Annotated in this window: 19 protein-coding genes; 12 read left to right on the plus strand and 7 right to left on the minus strand. The window is 62.6% G+C overall.

The genetic code is table 11. The features are described from left to right. The first annotated feature begins 28 nt into the window (after positions 1-28). Positions 29-1,474: a pyruvate kinase gene (gene pyk / locus ACX3O0_RS04435; RefSeq protein ID WP_459093372.1), complete on the plus strand. Its 1,446-nt coding sequence runs from the start codon at positions 29-31 to the stop codon at positions 1,472-1,474. Here pyk and ACX3O0_RS04440 read toward each other — a convergent pair. Then, positions 1,471-2,127: a phosphatase PAP2 family protein gene (locus tag ACX3O0_RS04440; protein WP_459106912.1), complete on the minus strand. Its 657-nt coding sequence runs from the start codon at positions 2,125-2,127 to the stop codon at positions 1,471-1,473. The two genes, pyk and ACX3O0_RS04440, sit on opposite strands and share 4 nt — an antisense overlap. Before the next feature lie 71 nt (positions 2,128-2,198). On the opposite strand from ACX3O0_RS04440, the gene ACX3O0_RS04445 reads away from it, so the two are divergent. The 3 genes from ACX3O0_RS04445 to ACX3O0_RS04455 are packed head-to-tail and all read left to right on the plus strand — an operon-like array spanning position 2,199 to position 3,953. Then, on the plus strand, positions 2,199-2,804 hold the full coding sequence (locus tag ACX3O0_RS04445; protein WP_459093374.1) for a DinB family protein: 606 nt from the start codon (positions 2,199-2,201) through the stop codon (positions 2,802-2,804). A 17-nt stretch (positions 2,805-2,821) separates the two neighbouring features. Then, the gene (locus ACX3O0_RS04450) at positions 2,822-3,094 is read left to right on the plus strand and encodes a DUF2277 domain-containing protein (RefSeq protein ID WP_459093375.1); all 273 of its coding nucleotides are present in this window, start codon (positions 2,822-2,824) and stop codon (positions 3,092-3,094) included. Positions 3,095-3,134: 40 nt separating this feature from the next. Then, positions 3,135-3,953: an SMI1/KNR4 family protein gene (locus tag ACX3O0_RS04455; RefSeq protein ID WP_459106913.1), complete on the plus strand. Its 819-nt coding sequence runs from the start codon at positions 3,135-3,137 to the stop codon at positions 3,951-3,953. A gap of 154 nt (positions 3,954-4,107) precedes the next feature. On the opposite strand, the gene ACX3O0_RS04460 is transcribed toward ACX3O0_RS04455, so the two are convergent. After that, positions 4,108-5,043 (minus strand): DMT family transporter, encoded by a 936-nt coding sequence (locus ACX3O0_RS04460; protein WP_459106914.1) that lies wholly within the window; start codon positions 5,041-5,043, stop codon positions 4,108-4,110. On the opposite strand from ACX3O0_RS04460, the gene ACX3O0_RS04465 reads away from it, so the two are divergent. Both ACX3O0_RS04465 and ACX3O0_RS04470 read left to right on the plus strand, forming a co-directional pair. Next, entirely contained in the window at positions 5,042-6,457 is a 1,416-nt protein-coding gene (locus ACX3O0_RS04465; RefSeq protein WP_459093378.1) for an aminotransferase-like domain-containing protein, read from the plus strand. The genes ACX3O0_RS04460 and ACX3O0_RS04465 overlap by 2 nt on opposite strands. Next, positions 6,454-7,125, plus strand: a complete 672-nt coding sequence (locus tag ACX3O0_RS04470; protein WP_459093379.1) for a DUF4190 domain-containing protein — start codon at positions 6,454-6,456, stop codon at positions 7,123-7,125. The genes ACX3O0_RS04465 and ACX3O0_RS04470 overlap by 4 nt, the downstream gene beginning before the upstream one ends. Here the strand turns inward: ACX3O0_RS04470 and ACX3O0_RS04475 are convergent. The 3 genes from ACX3O0_RS04475 to ACX3O0_RS04485 form a co-directional block, all read right to left on the minus strand. Further along, positions 7,073-7,378 carry a hypothetical protein gene (locus ACX3O0_RS04475; protein ID WP_459093380.1) on the minus strand — a complete coding sequence of 102 codons (306 nt, stop codon included), beginning with the start codon at positions 7,376-7,378 and terminating at the stop codon, positions 7,073-7,075. The two genes, ACX3O0_RS04470 and ACX3O0_RS04475, sit on opposite strands and share 53 nt — an antisense overlap. 87 nt (positions 7,379-7,465) lie before the next feature. Continuing rightward, entirely contained in the window at positions 7,466-8,227 is a 762-nt protein-coding gene (locus tag ACX3O0_RS04480) for an SDR family NAD(P)-dependent oxidoreductase (protein WP_459106915.1), read from the minus strand. 171 nt (positions 8,228-8,398) lie between these two features. After that, positions 8,399-9,085, minus strand: a complete 687-nt coding sequence (locus ACX3O0_RS04485) for an NADPH-dependent F420 reductase (RefSeq protein ID WP_459106916.1) — start codon at positions 9,083-9,085, stop codon at positions 8,399-8,401. Between the two features lie 208 nt (positions 9,086-9,293). Between ACX3O0_RS04485 and ACX3O0_RS04490 the strand changes: the two genes are divergently transcribed. The 4 genes from ACX3O0_RS04490 (at position 9,294) to ACX3O0_RS04505 (ending at position 12,028) form a co-directional block, all read left to right on the plus strand. Continuing rightward, entirely contained in the window at positions 9,294-9,635 is a 342-nt protein-coding gene (locus ACX3O0_RS04490; RefSeq protein ID WP_459093383.1) for an ArsR/SmtB family transcription factor, read from the plus strand. Positions 9,636-10,011: 376 nt separating this feature from the next. Then, the gene (locus ACX3O0_RS04495) at positions 10,012-10,527 is read left to right on the plus strand and encodes a winged helix-turn-helix transcriptional regulator (RefSeq protein WP_459106917.1); all 516 of its coding nucleotides are present in this window, start codon (positions 10,012-10,014) and stop codon (positions 10,525-10,527) included. Continuing rightward, on the plus strand, positions 10,524-11,516 hold the full coding sequence (locus ACX3O0_RS04500) for an NADP-dependent oxidoreductase (RefSeq protein WP_459106918.1): 993 nt from the start codon (positions 10,524-10,526) through the stop codon (positions 11,514-11,516). The genes ACX3O0_RS04495 and ACX3O0_RS04500 overlap by 4 nt, the downstream gene beginning before the upstream one ends. Further along, positions 11,513-12,028, plus strand: a complete 516-nt coding sequence (locus ACX3O0_RS04505; protein ID WP_459093386.1) for a PaaI family thioesterase — start codon at positions 11,513-11,515, stop codon at positions 12,026-12,028. The genes ACX3O0_RS04500 and ACX3O0_RS04505 overlap by 4 nt, the downstream gene beginning before the upstream one ends. Positions 12,029-12,399: 371 nt before the next feature. Here ACX3O0_RS04505 and ACX3O0_RS04510 read toward each other — a convergent pair whose 3' ends face one another. Beyond that, positions 12,400-13,413: a DNA methyltransferase gene (locus tag ACX3O0_RS04510; protein WP_459106919.1), complete on the minus strand. Its 1,014-nt coding sequence runs from the start codon at positions 13,411-13,413 to the stop codon at positions 12,400-12,402. Positions 13,414-13,475: 62 nt separating this feature from the next. Continuing rightward, the gene (locus ACX3O0_RS04515) at positions 13,476-14,363 is read right to left on the minus strand and encodes a hypothetical protein (protein WP_459106920.1); all 888 of its coding nucleotides are present in this window, start codon (positions 14,361-14,363) and stop codon (positions 13,476-13,478) included. A 369-nt stretch (positions 14,364-14,732) separates the two neighbouring features. On the opposite strand from ACX3O0_RS04515, the gene ACX3O0_RS04520 reads away from it, so the two are divergent. Together ACX3O0_RS04520 and ACX3O0_RS04525 are read left to right on the plus strand one after the other, a co-directional pair. Further along, positions 14,733-15,842 (plus strand): DUF4238 domain-containing protein, encoded by a 1,110-nt coding sequence (locus ACX3O0_RS04520; protein WP_459106921.1) that lies wholly within the window; start codon positions 14,733-14,735, stop codon positions 15,840-15,842. 529 nt (positions 15,843-16,371) lie between these two features. After that, the gene (locus tag ACX3O0_RS04525) at positions 16,372-18,663 is read left to right on the plus strand and encodes a hypothetical protein (RefSeq protein ID WP_459106922.1); all 2,292 of its coding nucleotides are present in this window, start codon (positions 16,372-16,374) and stop codon (positions 18,661-18,663) included. Positions 18,664-18,930: the final 267 nt, after the last annotated feature.

Raw genomic sequence — 18,930 nt, forward strand, 5'->3', positions numbered from 1 at the left:
CTGTGACCTGAAGAAAAGAAAGATATCTATGAGACGCGCCAAAATCGTTGCCACGCTGGGCCCGGCAACATCAAGCTACGAGAACATCCGAGCGATCATCGACGCCGGAGTGAACGTGGCCCGCATGAACCTCAGCCATGGCACCTACGCCGTGCACGAGGAGGTTTTTCGCAATGTGCGGAAGGCGAGCGATGACCTGGGGAAGGCCGTCGCTATCCTGGTCGACCTGCAGGGCCCGAAGATCCGCCTCGGCAAGTTCGCCGACGGACCGCACCACCTGGCTGTCGGCGACGTTTTCAAGATCACCACTGAAGACATCCTGGGGACCAAGGAGCTCAGCAGCACTACCTATTCCGGCTTGCCGACCGACGTGAAGCCGGGCGACCCGCTGCTGATCGATGACGGCCGGGTCAAGCTGGAAGTCGTCTCGACCGACGGCATCGTCGTCACCACGAAGGTCGTGGTGGCCGGCGCCGTCTCCAACAACAAGGGGATCAACCTGCCGGGTGTCGCCGTGAACGTCCCCGCGCTGTCGGACAAGGACGAGGACGACCTCCGCTGGGCCCTGAAACTCGGGGCTGACCTGATCGCCTTGTCCTTCGTGCGCAACGCCGCAGACATCGACCGCGTGCACGAGATCATGGCCGAAGAGAACGTCAAGGTTCCGGTGATCGCCAAGATCGAGAAGCCGCAGGCCGTCGACAACCTCGAAGCCATCATCGACGCGTTCGACGGCATCATGGTCGCCCGCGGCGACCTCGGCGTCGAGCTTCCGCTTGAGGCGGTGCCGATCGTGCAGAAGCACGCTGTCGAGCTGAGCCGCCGAATGGCCAAACCGGTCATCGTCGCAACCCAGATGCTGGAGTCGATGATCGACAACCCGATTCCGACTCGCGCCGAGACCTCTGACGTCGCCAACGCTGTGCTGGATGGGGCGGATGCCGTCATGCTCAGTGGTGAGACCAGCGTCGGCAAGTACCCGGTGGTCACGGTGCAGACCATGGCGCGCATTATCGAGTCGACCGAAGTGCACGGCATGGAGCGTATCCCACCACTCGGCACGACCCCCCGGACGCAGGGCGGCGCCGTCACGGCAGCCGCTGCCGAGGTCGCGGAGTTCGTCGGCGCAAAGTTCCTCTGCGTGTTCAGCGAGTCAGGCGACTCCGTGCGCCGGATGACCCGGCTACGCAACGGCATCCCGATCCTCGGGTTCACCCCGCAGATGGGTACGCTGCGGCGCATGTCTCTGAGCTGGGGGGTACAGGGCTACCTGGTGGACCGGGTGAAGCACACCGACGCCATGTACGAACAGGTGGAAGACGTGCTGCTGCGTGATGGGCTTGCCGAGATCGGCGACAAGGTCGTGGTGATCTCTGGTTCCCCTCCCGGTATCTCCGGCTCAACCAACGACCTGCGGGTGCACCACGTCGGCGACGCCCGCAAGGGGGCAGCCCCGGTCTGGGCGAAGGGCTAGCGAGCGCGCCACGGCGGCGGATGCGCCCGCTCACCTTCGCGTTGCAGCTGTCTGGAAAGCACCGCGAAGCACAGCAACGCAACCGCCGCCCCGGTGAGCGCACCCCCGATCGTGTCGCTGAGCCAATGCGCCCCGAGTTGCGTGCGACTGAACATCATCGCCAGCATGTAGGCGAAGCCGAGCATCCATACCCAGAGTCGCGGGATCAGGATGCCGAGGGTCACGGCCAGCATGGCCGCCCGGGCGCTGTGTCCTGAAGGGTAGCTTCCGAATCCGACCTCGATGATCGCATCCGCCGGTCGCGGTCGCCCGATGGTGTTCTTCAGCAGTTCCACCAGCGCAGTGCTCGCGATCGCGGCTGTGAGGAAGTACCCGGCACCCCAGGCGCGCCCCCACAGCAGCAGCGTGCCGGCAATGATGGACGCCAGCACGAAGGCGGGGAGCCCCGCACCGACCTCATGAAGCACCACGGATGGAGGTACCCAGGCTGGCTGACCGGGACCGACGGTGTCCATCCAGGCGGAATCCAGGGGCAGTGGCTCGCCCCGGTAGGCCCCGCTGTTGACGGCTCCGAAGCCGACGGCGATGGCCAACGCCACGAGACCACCGGTGGCTGGCAGCAGCATCCGGTTTCGAAGGGGGGTAGGAGCCATGCCACGACGCTACTGCGGGCCGCCGCGTGCCGCTTCTGTCGAATGTCGCGGGTGTCTGAAAGGCTGGCGGGATGGCAGACACCAGCGAAAAGGCAATCCTCCACCGTTACCTCAGGTCGGGCCGGGAGGCCATGCTGTGGAAGCTCGATGGGCTGTCGCACTATGACCTCCGTCGTCCGCTGGTGCCGACCGGCACCAACCTGCTCGGGCTGGTGAAGCACCTTGCCGGCGTTGAGGCCGGCTACTTCGGCTCCACATTCGGTCGGCCGTTCCCGGAGTCACTGCCCTGGATGGACGAGGATGCCGAGGCGAATGCCGACATGTGGGCGACCGCGGACGAGACGCCCGAGTCGATCGTCGACCTGTACCACCGGGTGGCAGCGCATTCCGATGCGACGATCGAGGAACTCGCGCTGGATGCCCCCGGCCGTGTCGCGTGGTGGCCGGACGATCGCAGCACGGTCACGCTTCAGCAGATCCTGGTGCACCTGATCGCGGAAACCCACCGCCATGCTGGCCATGCCGATATCGTGCGGGAGCTGATCGACGGTGCCGCCGGCCTGCGCAAGGACAACGACAACCTCCCGCCGGGAGATCGCGATTGGTGGGTGGCCTACCGGGCCCGCCTGGACCAGGTCGCGCGCGAAGCCGGCGAGGGTTCACAGGGAGGCGCCTGAGCGTTACCCTCGTTGGCATGTGCAGGAACATCCATACGCTTCACAATTTCGAGCCCGCAGCAACCGACGATGAGGTGCACGCGGCGGCCTTGCAGTTCGTCCGTAAGATCAGCGGCTCCACCAAGCCGTCGAAGGCCAATGAGGCGGTGTTCAACCGCGCGGTGGAGGAGATCGCCCACGTTTCGCGGCATCTCCTCGAGGACCTGGTGAGCTCCGCGCCGCCGAAGAACCGCGAGGTCGAGGCCGAGAAGGCGAAGGCGCGTTCCGCCAAGAGGTTCGCTGCAGCCTGAGTCCTTGCCGGTGCGCCGGGTTTGAGTCAGAGTGATGCTCATGTCACTGCTGAGGGAACTGAAACGCTTCGATATCGTGCTGGAGGAGCTCTTCCCTGAGCTTCCCGCGCCGCGGCCGGGCCTGGATGAGCCGGGAATCGATGAATTTCGTCTGGCGGTGGCGCCTCTTGATCTCAGCGCCGACCTGGAAACCCTGTACCGCTGGCACGACGGGCTCGAGCACCGCGTGTTGGGAGGGAAGCGGATGTTGTCGGCCGCGGAAGTTTCGGGAAGCCGGGATTTCAACATCAGCTCACTGGAGCATCCGCCGGCGTGGCTTCCGTTCACGGATGGCCCCGATTTTCACTTCGTCTCCCTCGGCGTCCCCGGTTGCAGCGCGGACCCTTCGGTGTGGGCCGGCCACACCCACGATGTCTGGCTGAACCTGACGCACGAGTCGTTGGAGGCGATGATCGCAACGTTCAACGACATGGCAACGGATGCCAGTGAATCGTTCGATCGGAGAAGGGAACTGCTGCTCGGCGCCTTGCGCTATGGCGGCGAATACCGGCTGGGGCGCAGTCCTCATGCTTTCCGGTACCCCGACCCACCGGCTGGAACCTCCATCGTGAAGTACGAGACCGGCACGCCGGAGCCATGGCTGCGATCCATGGGCACGTCGACGAAGTCGCTGTTGCCGCGGGGAGCAACGACGACGATCGCGGACCTGCTCGACGCCTCGACCCACGGAACCGTGTCCGGCACGGTGCAGGGACGGTGCAGGGACGGACGATCAACGTCGGCGGTCCGATTGCCGCACTCGCGTTCACCATCGATGACGGCACCGGGACGATCAGGCTTGTCGCCGACGACGCGGTGACAGTCATCGGTCCGGTCTCCGGGACGTGGGTGGAGGCGGATGTCACGGTTTCGCAGGAAAGGAACGCTCGGCTCACGGCGCTTCGGCGCAACCCCGAGTGGCTGGTGTGAGATCGATCGCCGGTGGCCCCTGACGTCGAATACCCGCATTCCCGTTAACGGAGGACCGGAGTCAGTCCGGAACGGACGCGAACTGCCGCTCCGGCGCAAAGGATCACTACAAGTCCGCCAGCGATGGTGGTCCAGGTCATGGATTCGTGCAAGAGGAGTCCGGCCCAGACGAGCGTGAGTACCGGTTGCGCGAGTTGCACTTGGCTCACCCGCGTCATCGGGCCAATCGCCAGGCCGCGGTACCACGCGAAGAACCCGAGGAACATGCTCACTACGCCCAGGTATGCGAATGCTGCCCACTGCACCGGTGTACCTGAAGGCGGCTGCTGAACAACAGAGAACACGGTCAGGGCAAGCATGAGCGGCGACGACAGGGCGAGCGCCCAGGACACCGTCTGCCACGCGCCGAGTTCGCGGGCGAGCAAGCCTCCTTCGGCGTAACCGATGGCGGCCGCCACGACACCGCCAAGGAGAAGTAGATCGGCCCAATGCAGTGCGCCGAAGCCCCCGGACTGGAAGAACCCGAAGGCGATTGCTGCGACGGTGCCCAGTCCGGTCCAGATCCAGAATGCCCGCGGCGGACGCTCGCGACCCCGGATGACCGCCATCACAGCCGTCGCGGCCGGCAGTAGCGCGATCACCACGGCACCGTGGCTGGCCGGAGCCGTGGTGAGCGCGAAAGAAGTGAAGATCGGAAACCCGACGACTACGCCGCCGGCGACGACCGCGAGGCGAACCCAGAGCATCCGGTCGGGAAAGCGCTGTCTGGTCAGTGCCAGGGCGAGAACGGCCAGGGCGGCAGCAACGACGGCGCGGCCGGACCCGATGAACAGGGGGGAAAGCCCCTCAACAGCCACGCGGGTGAACGGCACCGTGAACGAGAATGCGGCAACGCCGAGCAGTCCCCACCACAGGCCGGCCGATGACTTCGACGATAACGGGATGGCCAACTCGACAGTAGCGCTACTATTGTGTGTCATGAATCAGGATAACAGTTCCCGTATCGCCGAGCGACTCCACGCGTGGATCGCGCAAGCGGCACCGGGTTCTCGGCTGCCTTCGACGCGCGCCCTGGTGGCCGAGTATCGGGCCAGCCCGGTGACTGTGCAGAAAGTGGTCAATGCGCTGGCCCGGCAGGGCCTGGTCGAGAGCCGACCGGGTGTTGGCACATTCGTGCGCGCGAGCAGCACCGTGCAGCCACCGGACTACGGCTGGCAGAGCGCGGCACTGCGATCGCCCCTTGCTCCACTTCGAAGCACCTCCACTGCGCTCCGAAGCACCGGGAACGACGTGATTGCGTTCCACGACGGCTATCCGGACCGAGAGTTGCTGCCGGAGCGCCTGGTGCGGGCAGCCCTCACGCGGGCCTCGCGGGGTGAAGCGGCGTTATCCCGCCCACCCGCCGGCGGTCTCCCTGACCTCCAGGCCTGGTTCGCGCAGGAAATGCGTGCCGGTACACCGGTCAGCGTCGCCCCTCCGACCGCCAGCGACGTGATCGTGCTGCCGGGAAGTCAAAGCGGGCTGAGCTCAATCTTTCGTGCCCTGGTCAAGACCGGCCAACCCCTGTTGATGGAGTCGCCGACCTATTGGGGTGCGATCCTCGCCGCGGCCCAGGTCGGTGTTCAGGTCATCCCGGTGCCAAGCGGGCCGGATGGACCTGACCCGGAGGACCTGGCACGAGCCTTCGACGAAACGGGCGCGCGTCTCTTCTACGCCCAGCCCAACTATGCCAATCCGACCGGGGCGCAGTGGTCCGCCGATCGCGTTGAGCAAATAATGGCGGTAGTGCGCGCATCCGGGGCTTTCCTCGTCGAAGACGACTGGGCGCATGATTTCGGAATAACCACCAGCGTCCAGCCTGTTGCCGCACGCGACGACTCCGGTCATGTCGTCTATCTGCGGTCGCTGACCAAGAGTGTGTCGCCGGCCGTGCGCGTGGCCGCAGTGATTGCCCGCGGACCGGCGCATGCGCGGATACTGGCCGATCGGAGTGCTGAATCCATGTACGTCAGCGGGTTTCTGCAGGCGGCGGCTTTGGATGTCGTCACCCAGCCGGCCTGGCAGACGCACCTTCGCGGGCTCCGGCACCAACTTCGGGCCCGGCGGGATCTGCTCATCTCCAGCGTTCAGGAGCACGCCCCGCTGGCCCGCATCGATCACGTGCCCGCCGGTGGCCTGAACCTCTGGGCCCGTCTACCCGATGGCACGGATCTCGACCAACTCGCCCGCGACTGCGAAGCCGGCGGAGTGGTGATCGCTCCGGGTCACGAATGGTTTCCCGCCGAACCGGCAGGACCGTTCGTGCGACTCAACTATTCGGGGCCGAACCCGAGCGCCTTCCCACACGGCGCGTGCGTTCTCGGGCAGGCGCTCGAACACAGCAGCCGCGCATGAACCCGGTGGCGAAGAGTCTGCTTCACGTGGTGATTCTGATTTCCTGGGCAGCAGTCGTGGTATTCGGGATGTTGCTGCTCCAATGGGGTACGCAGAAGACTTTCTACTTCTTCGCAACCGAGGACGTACTTGCCGAGGCAAGTGAAGGTCGCCGCCTCATCCTCTTAGGCTCAGGCGTTCTGTTCCTGGCGGCTCTTCTCGCCCGCTTGATGAGGTCCCCGGCCTGGGCCTGCGTCCTTGTCGCTGCCCCCGCAATTGTGGTCGGTGGGCTGACATTCTTCGCTGAAGGAACGTTGTTAGGTCCCCTGAGCATCTACTTCATGCTTCCGGTGGCGCTGAGCGCGATACTTTCTGTGTTTGTCTTTGCCCGCCCAATGCGAGCGGATCACGGCGGCATCGTAGAGATAGCACCGGAGGCAGCCAATGACCCGGTGACGCCCACGACTCAAACCGGCCGCACCAATCGACTCGCCATCGCCTCCGTCATCGTCGTGTTCCTCTTCTCGCCCATGGGGTTGATTCTCGGCCATGTGGCGCTGTCGCAGATAGGTCGCACGGGCGAGCGTGGTCGCGGCCTGGCGCTGGCCGCTGTCGTCCTCGGCTGGACGTTGACCGTCATCGCAGCCGGGGTGCTGGTGTACCGACTCTGGGCACCCGCGCAAGCATGAACAAGCTGTCACCGCGCGAACGCCGAACAGCTGAGGCAATTTCTACAGTGCCGGTGGTGCGGGTTGTACAGGTGTCCCACCAACGGATACGGGAGCCTGGGGACATCGCATAGACGACGTTGGACCCGACCATGTCATACACGTCCATCATGCCAATGGGCAGGCCCAGAAGACCTCGGAGATTTCCCCGGAGCTCGTGTTTGATCTCCATGTTCTCCGGAACAGCCTCAATGACCATGTCCGCGTTCGCCATGGCCTACTTGACGCTGGTGGTCCTGGACATGCGCGAGATCGCCTCGTTGAACTTCTCGTCCGTGAATGATGCTTTCCGTGGTACTCGCTAGTGGGCTGCGTACCCCCCGTCGATGATGAGTTCTTCACCGGTAACATATTTCGCTTCGTCAGAAGCGAGGTAAAGGATGCCGTACGCGATATCAGATGATTCACCGATGTGAGGCGGAAGCGGCACGTTGTCCGACACAGCGGCTTCCTCCTTCGTCAGGCCGTAGCCCTCAATCATGCTCGTGTAAATCGGGCCGGGGTGCACGGAGTTCACCCGGATGCTGTCTTTAGCGAACCAGAACGAACCATGCTTCGTGAGTGAGCGGACGGCACCCTTGGACGCCGAGTATGCCGCCGCCCCACCGTCGGCGTTCCCTGAGATGATTGCCCCGAGGGACGAGACGTTGACGATTGACCCTCGGCCGGCCTTCTGCATGACGGGGATGACGTTTTTCATACCTAGCCATGTGCCGGTGGCGTTGATAGCCATCACTTTGTTCCAGTCATCGAGTTCGGCTTCGAGAATTCCCTTGGGTATCGCGATACCGGCGTTATTGACCAGGATGTCGATGGTTCCCCACTCCGCAACGACGTCCTCCACGACACCGCGCCAGGCATCCGGCGAGCTAACGTCCAGAACGCGCCCGATGGCCGTCCGGCCCTTGGCTGTAACCGTGTCGACCACGCTGTTCAGCGCCTCTTCGGAGATGTCGGTGGCCACAACCTTCGCGCCTTCTGCAGCAAAAATTTCTAGGGTCGTCAGGCCGATCCCGCTCGCGGCGCCCGTGATGATGGCGACTTTTCCACTCAATCGTGACATGTTCATTCTCCATTCCTGTTCGGAGGGAGTGCGCTACTGCGCGACGAGTCTCGTCCTCCGTGTCCGCGACTGTACCCACGCGCACTGGAAGGGTAGAGATTGCGTCGCCGAGACGGCGGCGCTAGATAGCCGAGTGGCTGCCGATGGAGCCGTGATCAATTGCTCAGTGCCTCAGAAATCGCGGTAGCGCTTGGCTTCGCTCAGCCTGTCGGCCAGCTCGTCGCGTTGGACAGGGCGCCCGACGTTCGGGTCGTCGGTTTCGCTGAAATACGGGCGCGTGTACGCGGGAGTATCTCGCTGGAACCGCCACCCCTCGGAAAGCGCACCCGTGTCCAAGGTGTCGTATCCGATGGCGTCGAGGAACTCCGTCACCGTTGCTTTCGCGGCTGAATCGTCCCCGGCAATCGGGAGGACGGAGCGTTCAGGATCCCCCGATGGTCGGGCCAGGCCCGTGAGATGGGGATAGTAGATGTTGTTAAAGGCCTTGACCACCTGCGATTCTGGCAGATGTGCCTGGAGCATCTCGGCCGTGGTCGTCGACTCGTCATCGAGCTCCGGGTAGTGACCGTCGCGCTCGGGATAGTAGTTGTTCGTGTCGATCACCGTTTTGCCATGAAGCTCGGCGACCGGCACGTTCGGATAGGCGCTCAGGGGGATAGACACGATCACGATGTCGCCCGCTGCGGCAGCATCCGATGGCGTCGCTGCTTGAGAGTGCGGTCCGAGGTCGGCAACAAGGTCCGCGAGTGTCTCGGGGCCTCGGCTATTGCTTAGCACCACGTCGTAGCCCGCGGCGATTGCCAAACGAGCCACACCACTTCCGATGTTTCCGCTTCCGATCAAGCCAATGGTCGTCATAATTTCTCGTCCTTCTTTCGTCGGGCACCATCAGCGCCGTGGTCCTGGGGCCTGAACGGCGGGCGTCAGTACAGAGGTAGCTACAGGTCATGGTGATCGTGCCTTTTGTGTCGTGCAATGATGTACACGTCGGCGTGTACATTTACTGTAGCTGATGTACACGCATATGCGTACATAGGGTACGGCTCCGAACGTGAGGACAAGAATCGTGGCAAGTCGTTTGACGCATCCACTGGCGATTCCGGCCGAAAGCGAGTTCGATCTGTTCGAAGCGATGTTCGCACTCAACGATCCCATCCGTCGTGCGATTGTTCTCCACATCGCCCAGGAACCAGGAACAGCGTGCAGCGGTTCGGACTTCGGGGTGTCGAAGTCGGCTCTGACAAGGCACTGGCGGGTGCTCCGCGAGTCCGGGATCATCAAGCAGGAGGTGGACGGCACCCGTCACCGAAACTGGCTTCGCCGCGAGGAGCTCAACCGCAGGTTCCCTGGCCTGATCGAACTGGTTCTGCGTGAGCATGAGGCGGCACTCACTCACGGGGAGTGGTAGACCCGGGCGTCCGAGAAGCTCTCATTTGTCGTGGTTCGAGTCGTGGGGATGCCCAACACTTACCCATTGAAATCAGCCCCGAACGACCGGGTTTGACTGCGCACAATCGGAGGCAGGGAACCGCTCGGTTCCCTGCCAATGCAAAGGAAATCCGCGAATTCAGCCGCGAAATCCACATTCAGAGTCTTAACTGAACGGTATTTGAGGCTAAGAGATTGTGCAGTGGGGGGAGGGTCGCTGATTCCACCGTGGGAAATACTCAGTCGCAACAGAGCCGCAGGCGGGTACGTCCACGCCGTGGGCGCAATGGGAGCGGGATGCCGCGTGGAATTGAACCGATTCAGTTGGAAAATCAAACTCAGGTAGGTTGATTGGTATGGGGAAGCTGATTCGGGAGTGCTCGGTGGCGCACACGCTGGAGCTTGTGGGTGCGAAATGGTCGTTACTCATTGTGCGCGAGTTGCTTCTCGGCATCCATCGCTTCGACGAGATCGTTCACTACACCGGAGCCCCGAGAGACGTCCTCACGGTTCGGCTGCGTCATCTGGAAGAGGGGGGTTTCGTCACCCGAGTTCAGTATCAGGAGCGCCCGCCACGATTCGAATACCACCTCACCGACCTCGGCAATGCGCTTGGTCCTATCATCAGCATGTTGCGCGAATTCGGCGATCGGCACCTCACTGCGGAAGCGGAGTCTCCGCTGACCTTCACGCACACCTGTGGTGAGGTTTACCACCCCGTTGACGCATGCCAGAGCTGCGGCCACGTGGTGCGACGCGGCGAGATCACAGAACGTGATGCTCCTCAGCGGTCAAGCGCCAAACAGCAGCCAATCCGCGCGACAACAGGCGACCACATCGAAGGCTCACGTGTAGAAAGCAGGCTGATATGAAAGCGTTCGTAGTCGACTCGTATGGTGAGAACGGGCTGAAGTCCGCGCAAGTACCTATACCCGCGCCAGGTGCTCACGAAGTTCTGGTTGAGGTCCGAGCGGCAGGTATCAACCCGCTGGACGGGATGATCCGCGACGGCACTTTCAAACAGTTGCTGAAGTACAAACCCCCATTCGTGCTCGGCCACGATGTTGCTGGCGTTGTGACAGAGGTTGGCGCGGACGTGCGTGCGTTCAAGGTTGGAGATGCGGTCTATTCCAGGCCGCGTGACCTTCGAATCGGTACGTTCGCCGAATACATCGCCATCAATGAAGCCGACGCGGCTTTCAAACCGGAATCCCTCTCGTTCGAGGAGGCAGCCGCGGTGCCGCTTGTCGCCTTGGCGGCCTGGCAGTCGCTGGTCGAGCTCGCGCGCGTCGAGCCACGTCAACGCATTCTCGTTCATGGGGGCGCCGGCGGATTTGGCTCGACTGTAATTCAGTTCGCACGGCATTTGGGAGTCCATGTCACCACCACAGTGCGCGGCAACGACGCGGATAGGGTTCGCGCATTAGGGGCTGATGAGGTCATCGATTTCACCACCACGGACTTCGCAGAGGTCGGCCCTAATTACGATGTCGTTCTTGACTCTCTCGGAGGCACGAACCTGGAGAAGTCGTTGACTGTACTTAAGCCGGATGGGCTCGCGATCAGCCTTGTCGGGCCGCCCGACCCCGCATTCGCGGCACAAATCGGTCGACCGCTACTCAAGCCGGTACTGGCGGCGCTGAGCCGAAACATTCGGAAGCAAGCGAAAGACATTGGGGTGCGGTATTCGTTCTTCTTCATGCGCGCTAACGGTGGGCAACTGAAGGAGTCGGCTCGCCTCTACGACAGCGGGGCTCTTCGGCCGGTCCTTGATCGTACCTTCGCGTTTGATCAGACGCTGGAGGCCATGGCTTACGTCGGACAAGGTCACGCGAACGGCAAGGTAGTGGTTGTCCTGTGAGCGAAGACGCCGGTGGGCTCCGATCAAGAACGCTGCACTACACCGTTGCCGAACAGAACAAGGCAAAGGTCTTCGAGAGCTCAGGATTAGAGCAGCTTCGTGCGATGGTCGAACTGCGCGTTCCCGCGCCGCCGATCAGCAGCCATATTGGACTGCAAATCGTGTCAGTCGACGAAGGTGATGTCCTGATGACCGCGGAACCCGACGAATCTCATTACAACCCGATCGGATCCGTTCATGGAGGCTTCTTCGCCACGGTTCTCGATTCAGCCTGCGGATGCGCCGTGCACAGCACCCTTCCCGTTGGCGTCGGCTACACAAGCCTGGAGATCAAGGTTTCATTCCAGCGCCCCATCACCGCCGATACGGGAACCGTGACCGCTCATGGTTGGGTGACGAAAGTCGGCCGGAACGTGGCATTCGCCGAAGCCGATGTGCGGGACACCGATGGCCGCATCCTCGCCACAGCATCCAGCACGTGCCTCATAATCCGTCCAGATTCACAGCGGTGACGGAATCCGTCGGTTGTCCACTAGAGCGCGACGGACGGGATGTTAAGTGCAGTCCACTGCCAAGGGGGCAATCGGCCGGAAAGGTGCTCATGCTTCTTTGTCGTGAATATTTATCAATTTGTGCCGGTGGTGCGGGTTGTACAGCGCTCCCACCAATGAATACGGCGATTCTTAGCCCCAGAATCCGCGTATTTGTGCCTAACTACCAGTCTATCGGGGGTGCGCAGGCGGGGAACTGCATTAAGGCTTCCAGAGAGGCCACCAGACGGCGGCTCGGGCTGCGGCAGCTGAGACGCGAGCGTCGGTCAGTCGAACGCGCTACGACCGCTCACAACGCGCGCTAGCTCCCGCATGTCCTCGGTCTACTCGGTCTAGGAGAACCGCCGCCGTATCAACTCACAGAAGTCTGGTTCCCGCTCGATCGCTATGACCTTAGCGGCACCGGCCCGAACTGCGGCGAACCCGAGACTCCCGCCTCCGGCGAACAAATCGAGCACAACGGATCCGGGCCGCACCAGCAAAGCGGCCAACCAGTCTGAGATCCCATCCGGTTTAGCCGTCGGGTGGCCGCCGGCTGGCGACCGCCCAGAATAGTGCAGCCGGGAGAAGAATCTGGACGCGCGCTCCCGGCCCGCGCGGTACTTCTGCCTGCCGCCAGCGTCGACAGCCAGGGCGGGGCAGCCGTCGACACACGCGCCGTCGTCACACCCGACCTCATGTTCCAGCACCAAGTTTGTCGGCATGCGACCGCCGGCGTGCGGCGTCGACATCTCGCCGCCTCTTCGTTGGAGCCGAATCGTGTGCGAGTCCGAGACCGAACCGGGCCCGCGCGACCGGTCCTCGCCCCCGTCGTTGATGCGCAACGCCCCGGTGTTGAACCCGCCGGTTCCGCCACCGATGAGCGCCTGGTTCAGTGTCTGGCCCGGCGCCAGGTTTCGGCCGATGACTATGGGTTCGACGGCGTTCCGCAGCTGCGAGGTCCAGCCTTCGTACGCATCAGCCTGATCAGCACCGGCGCCGGCACGGCGGAGCACATCATCTAGCCGCTGGTTGCCGGCCTGGACTGAGGCGCCCCGAGCGAAAAACAATGTGTCGGCGATAGTGAGCCCGGCTGCTTCCATCGCCGTGGCCACGCGGTGGACGGTTCGAGTGTGGCCGAAGACCGCGATGCTGGAGCCTGGCCGGGTGACGCGCCGGACCTCGATCCAGAGTGCCGGGTCGAAGGCCAGAGAACCGCTATCCCAGTCGGTGCCGGAGATGAGCCGCGTGTGGTCGATGCCGTATGCCGGGTCCGAGATGACTGTGTCGATTGAGCTGTCGGGGATCTGGGCCAGGACAGTCATTGCGTCGCCCTGGCGAAGGTCGAGACGGTCGGAGAGTGGCACATCCTCAACGCTACTGGCCCAAATCAGCTCGTTCCGCGCGAAGCGGTGTGACCGGCGCAGCTTCAGAGCATCTCCCGGAGCTCCTGTCTAGCCGCACGGATGTCGACCCAACGACCCGCCATTGTGGAGGTAACGTAGTCCAGCGGCCAGACAACAAGCGAACCGTAGCGGGCCGAGTACAGGCCGAGTCGGTCGATCTCATAGGTATCGGAATAATCCAGCAGGGCGTAGGCGATGAGCTGGTAAAGCTGGGCAGCCGAAAGCGAGTCGCTGCGCGTACCGGAATTCGCGCTGAGGGAGCCGAGCTGGGTTTTGATGTCGAGTAGCAGGCCATTACAAATCAGGTCTGCCTCAGCAGCGATGCCGTGGGTTCCAGCGTTAGCGCTCTCGAACCCCGGGCCGAGGTGGAAGGGTTTCTCTAGGTGAGGGATTAAGTGCGTTTCCGCAACGCCTCTCAGCTCGTTAAGCTCACGAATCGCTTCGGGTGTGGCTTGCAGAATCATCACCTTTGGGTTGAACTTGCCCCGCGGGGCAAGGTCCAGGATCTGCGGCAAGCGAAGGAGACCGGCGCGAAGCGTCTGAACACAAAGCGCAAGCGCCCAGACTGCGCGTGACACCACCGCTTCGTTGCCGCCTTCGCGGATGGCGTGACCGGCAACACCGGCGAGCAAGTGCACCGTTTTCACATACGACTTGTTATCGGGGAACAGCGACAAGGCGGAAACGGGAACGTCGTTGGGATTCAGCAGCAACCTGACGAGTAGGTCCATAGCGGTCCCCATTGTGGACGCGGATGCGCCAGACGTGTCGACGAGGAGCCCACCGCTCTGCGCCTTGAACTCCCGCTGAAGCTGGCGAGTGTTTGGATACCGGCTAGCGAGATATTGGCGAAGGGGAGTGCTCCGATCCCTCACCGCTTGGCTGAGGATCAGTCCGTTGGTGAGGTCCATGTCTCTGACCGTATCGGTTGGTACCGACTTGGCGGCAACGGCAGACCGCACCCGGAAGTCGCTGGGCGATGTGCTCGAACGCGTAGCCGAGGCGAACCGACCCACCAGGGCGGGGCGCCGTCGCCTCGCTCCCTCACCGCTCCCCGCACCGTCCCGAATCGCCTTGGCGATACGCGGGCGCCAAGCCGTCTATGAGCCTCGCGTTATGCCATCGCCCCGCCCCGGCCTAACTCTTGCTGCCGCAAATTTCTGAAAGTCGGTTACATGCCCGTGTACCAGCCACCACGACTGCGATGATCGAGTGTGCGGTGCCATGTTGGGCTGACACTCGTCGAGGGAAGCCGCGACACCCGAAGGAGCAGGCATTCCATGACAAAGACGCCCCGTATACCTCGCCAGTCCAGGAAGCAGCCGGGTACGACGAATGACCACACCGTGCCGCAGATGTACTTGCGGCGGTTTGCCGTTCCGAGGGGTGACGGCCACCAGATCGGTACCGCCAAAGCCGACGACTTTGCGCAAGCTTTCAAACCTAATGTGAGAAACATCGGTGCCGAGCAAGGTTTCTACTGGGGGACGTCTGCTGACGGCACTCCCCACCATGACATGGAGAAGTTCCTCACGGAAATTGAGGGACTCGGTGCGACGGCCTTCCGCCAGGTCCTCGACAACGGCAAGCTCCCGCGCGACGATGCATTTCCTCGACATTGGCCTCCCCGCCCAGCGACTCGGTTTGATATTTCGTGGTGGTTGGCGGCGCAGCTCCTACGAACCTCTCGTCAACGGCTGAGGTTGCGCGCGCTGGAAGGCGGTGAGGGACTGGAGACACCTAGCGGGTTGAGTGCATCGAACTTGCATCTAGATTTCATCGCGAAGATGGTCGCTCCTGTCGCCAAGGTGCTCTTTGAACGGCCGTGGGGAATCGGATTCAGTGACGCATGCCTTTTGACCTCCGACACCCCGGTCCTGGTGCTCAATGGACAAGATGATTCGAATCAGTTGGACGCCATCGAGTACTGGGATGTGTTTGTCCCACTCGACCCGCATCGCTGCCTTTTCCTCCCCGGTAAGGGGCTTCTCAGACGGCTCGGCATTTCGGGTGATCACAAGTTAAAGCTGCATCAGGGGCTCGGACGGGCCCTAAACCAGGCAGTCGCAGACACGGCTGTCCGCCACATCTTCTTCCACCCGGATCATGACCTTCGGGACCAACTGGACCCGAGTAGCCGACTGCCTCTTCCAGGCAATGGAGCTGACCCTGCTGCGCCGCTCTATCTGGTGGGTAGCTACGAGTTATTGCCCCAAGATGCGGGCGTCGAACGGAAATGGCTGACGGCTCACGCGCCGATCGATGCAGTCCATGCGACTAGCAAGCTGCTAATTGACGATGAGGCGGTAAAGATGGCGGAGTTACTCATGGCCGAGCTCGACGAGGACCATGCTGGGTTCAACGCACGAGCGCGAGCAACGGAGGACTAAGAGCCCGACACCCTGCCGCAGTTTTTATGTAACGGACCGGAATGCCGCTGCTTGCCTGGCCTCGCGTCGATGAATGGTCACCGACATCGACCCTGCCACGACCGGAGCGGGATGCCGGATTCTTGCCTGGCTGCTCCGGTGCGGGCGGGGAATCCGATTCGGGCACCCCTGTCGGGAATCACTGAACATTGGGTGCATCTTGGACCTTGGTAGGGCATGAGATTTTTTCACGCCCGCGGATAGCGATCGGCTCAACCAAGGATCGGTGAGCAAGCCCTAACGCCGATGATTGCCGGCACGTGCGGCTAGTTCAGTCCTGGATGAGATGTGGCTGGCACTAGCATCAAGATTGCCACGCATATGGGAGGATTACGCAGTTCTTGCCGCATATACGCAACAGCGGATGTCCTCGGACTTCTTGGCTCCCCGCGCGGTTATCACCAGCACCCAGGAACACGAACGGATCCCCATGCCTAGTCGGAAGCTACCGAAGATCTCACTTTCAGCGCCACTGAAATGCGGGACAGCTGTGCTGCTGACCGCCGTGCTCGCGTTGACAGCCGCTCCAGCCCAGGCTGAGGACTACTATCCGGACGTCACGGCGACCATTAGCTACAGCTCGGACTCGGTCCGCGTCGGTGACGAAGTGACCATGACCGTGTCCGTCGACAAGTCGGCGGGCCCCGCGACGCCAACGACGGAGATCTATCTAGAAATCAGCACTCCCAGCTACTTGACCTGGCAATCGGTAACCTCAATGTCGCTCTGTGGCAGATATCTTATGGGCAGCCGCAGCTCAACCTACATCCGAGTCGAGGCCTTCGAAGCAGAGGGGCCGACATCGTGTGTATTCGTTGCCAAATTCCTTGCAGCCCGAGCCGGAACGTCTGCGGCGCCGACCACGTCCGGGAACATACAGGTGGTTGCCAAACCAGCGGCTGGCATCACATCGCTAGCCACCCCGGTCCCGGCATCGCTGAGCGCCCTGCTCACAAAGTCAGGGGCCGTCAAGGCCGCCGACTACACGAGCACCTCATATGCGGCATTCAAATCCGTGTACAACGCCACCACGTCCGCGATCGCGAGCGATCCTGGCATGGACGACGCAGTGATGGCCGCCTTGGAGCCGCCGCTGCAGACTGCTCTGGACTCCATGGTCAGCGTCACCAGCCTCGTAGTCCCCGAACAGAATCTGATCGCCGCCATGTCGGTATACCCGTACCCGTTCACCGGGGCGGACTACGCCGAACTGAACCGCGTTCTGCGGGAGATCATGACGGCGAGGGTTGCCGGCACAGAAACCGAAATCGCGGCGTTAGTCATCGAGGCGCAGACCGTCATCGACGCGCAGGTGTCCCGGGCAGATCTGATCGATGCGTCGGTGTGGATCAACGAGTACGTTGAGGAGGATTACACCGCGTGGAGCTGGGCCATCATCCAGGATATGAAACGCCTGGCCAACTACGGAAACCTCGACGACCCGCTTACCTACACCGACGAAGACATTGCGTGGGCCCTGGATTGGATACTCAACAGCGAACAGGTGGTCATCAACATCAAGCCCCTGGTCACAGCAATCGACAGCGCGGATTCGATCAGCACCGAGGGGATGGCCCCAGTCTCGGTCGCACGGTTCGACGCCGCCGTGGCTGCAATGGTCCAGTGGCGGGAAGACGCCACCGACCCCGACAATTGGATTTGGGACTTCCAGCCAATGATTGACGAGTTCGACGCCGCCGTCTACGGACTGCATTCGCTCGGGCCGATTCATGAGGCCCAAGCCATGCTGGACACCTTGGTGGAAGGCGACTACACGTCCGCGAGTTGGAACAACATCGTGCTGATGCGGGCAGCTCTCGCCGACATCGTTGAAAGCTCAGCCGATGGGGTCCTCCTCCCGAACGAATACATAATCGAGCAGGCGGATGAAGCACAGGAGATGGTAGATTCCCTCGTCAGCATCCGGCCACTGCTGGACGCGATCGCCAGCGTCGATTCGGTGAACACCACCAACATGTCCGCATTTTCGGTGTACTGGCTCGACAAGCGGGTACAGGAGCTGATCGAACTACGCGACACGGAAAACTGGATCACTGACGAGGACATTGCCGAGGCGGTTGCAGTGTTCAGCGACCAGGTGGACAACAGGATGGTATCGCTGACCCCACTGATCGACGCCGCCGCCGCCGGTGAGGCGGCGATGGCGGGCTTGGCGGCTGACGGCTACACGGGTTCCTCCTGGACCGGCGCGCGAGCAGCCATCGCACAGGTGAAGTCGGATCTGGAGCTGTGGTCCACCGACCGGCATGTGCCGGTCTGGCAGTCCCTGATCGACTTTGATATCGCCAATATGAACGCCGCCATCAACAGTCTGGTTCGGGCTTCCCTGATCGTGAAACTTGGTGATGAGCGGGTCATGATCGGGTCCACCATCCCGGCTGGTTCGCAGCTGCATTTCGAAGCCGAGGGACTTCAGCCGGGGACGCAGTTCTGGGTGGAGCTGCATTCCACCCCGACCACACTGGGCAGCGTCCTGGCCGACGCTGACGGTAAGGCGAGCCTGTGGGTAACCGTGCCGAAAGATTTCGCCGCCGGCAGCCACACCCTGCACGTTTTCTCAACGGAGCTGGGGGCGTTCGCGCCCACGGACGCCGCTTTCCCCATTACAGTCACGTCGGGTCAATCCGTGGCGGCACCGGCAGGCAACCTGGCTAGCACCGGCGGGGCAGCGGACGGTTTCGCCCTAGGCGCCGGCTTCCTGCTTCTACTTGTGGGTGCCGGGCTTCGACTGTCGGTACGACGCACTCGGGCGCACGCGTAGCGAATCGACGCAGAAGCCGTCGCCCCGTCTTCTCGACGGTGGCGGCGGCTTCTGTTCGCCTATCAGGACTTTATGGCCTGATCCGTGTTTTTGGACTGGATCCAGCGACAGATGGTGAACGGGTGTTGCTCACAGCGGATGGAGCCACGGTGTTCCGGCGATTCCGGCGTCCAAGAATGAGTCATTGAGGTCCCGGGTTGGCTGATTATCGACAACCCCGGGCCCGGGTGCGAATGCGGGCCGCCATCTTGGTGAGCGTAGTGGCGG

The organism is Homoserinimonas sp. A447, from assembly GCF_054489325.1.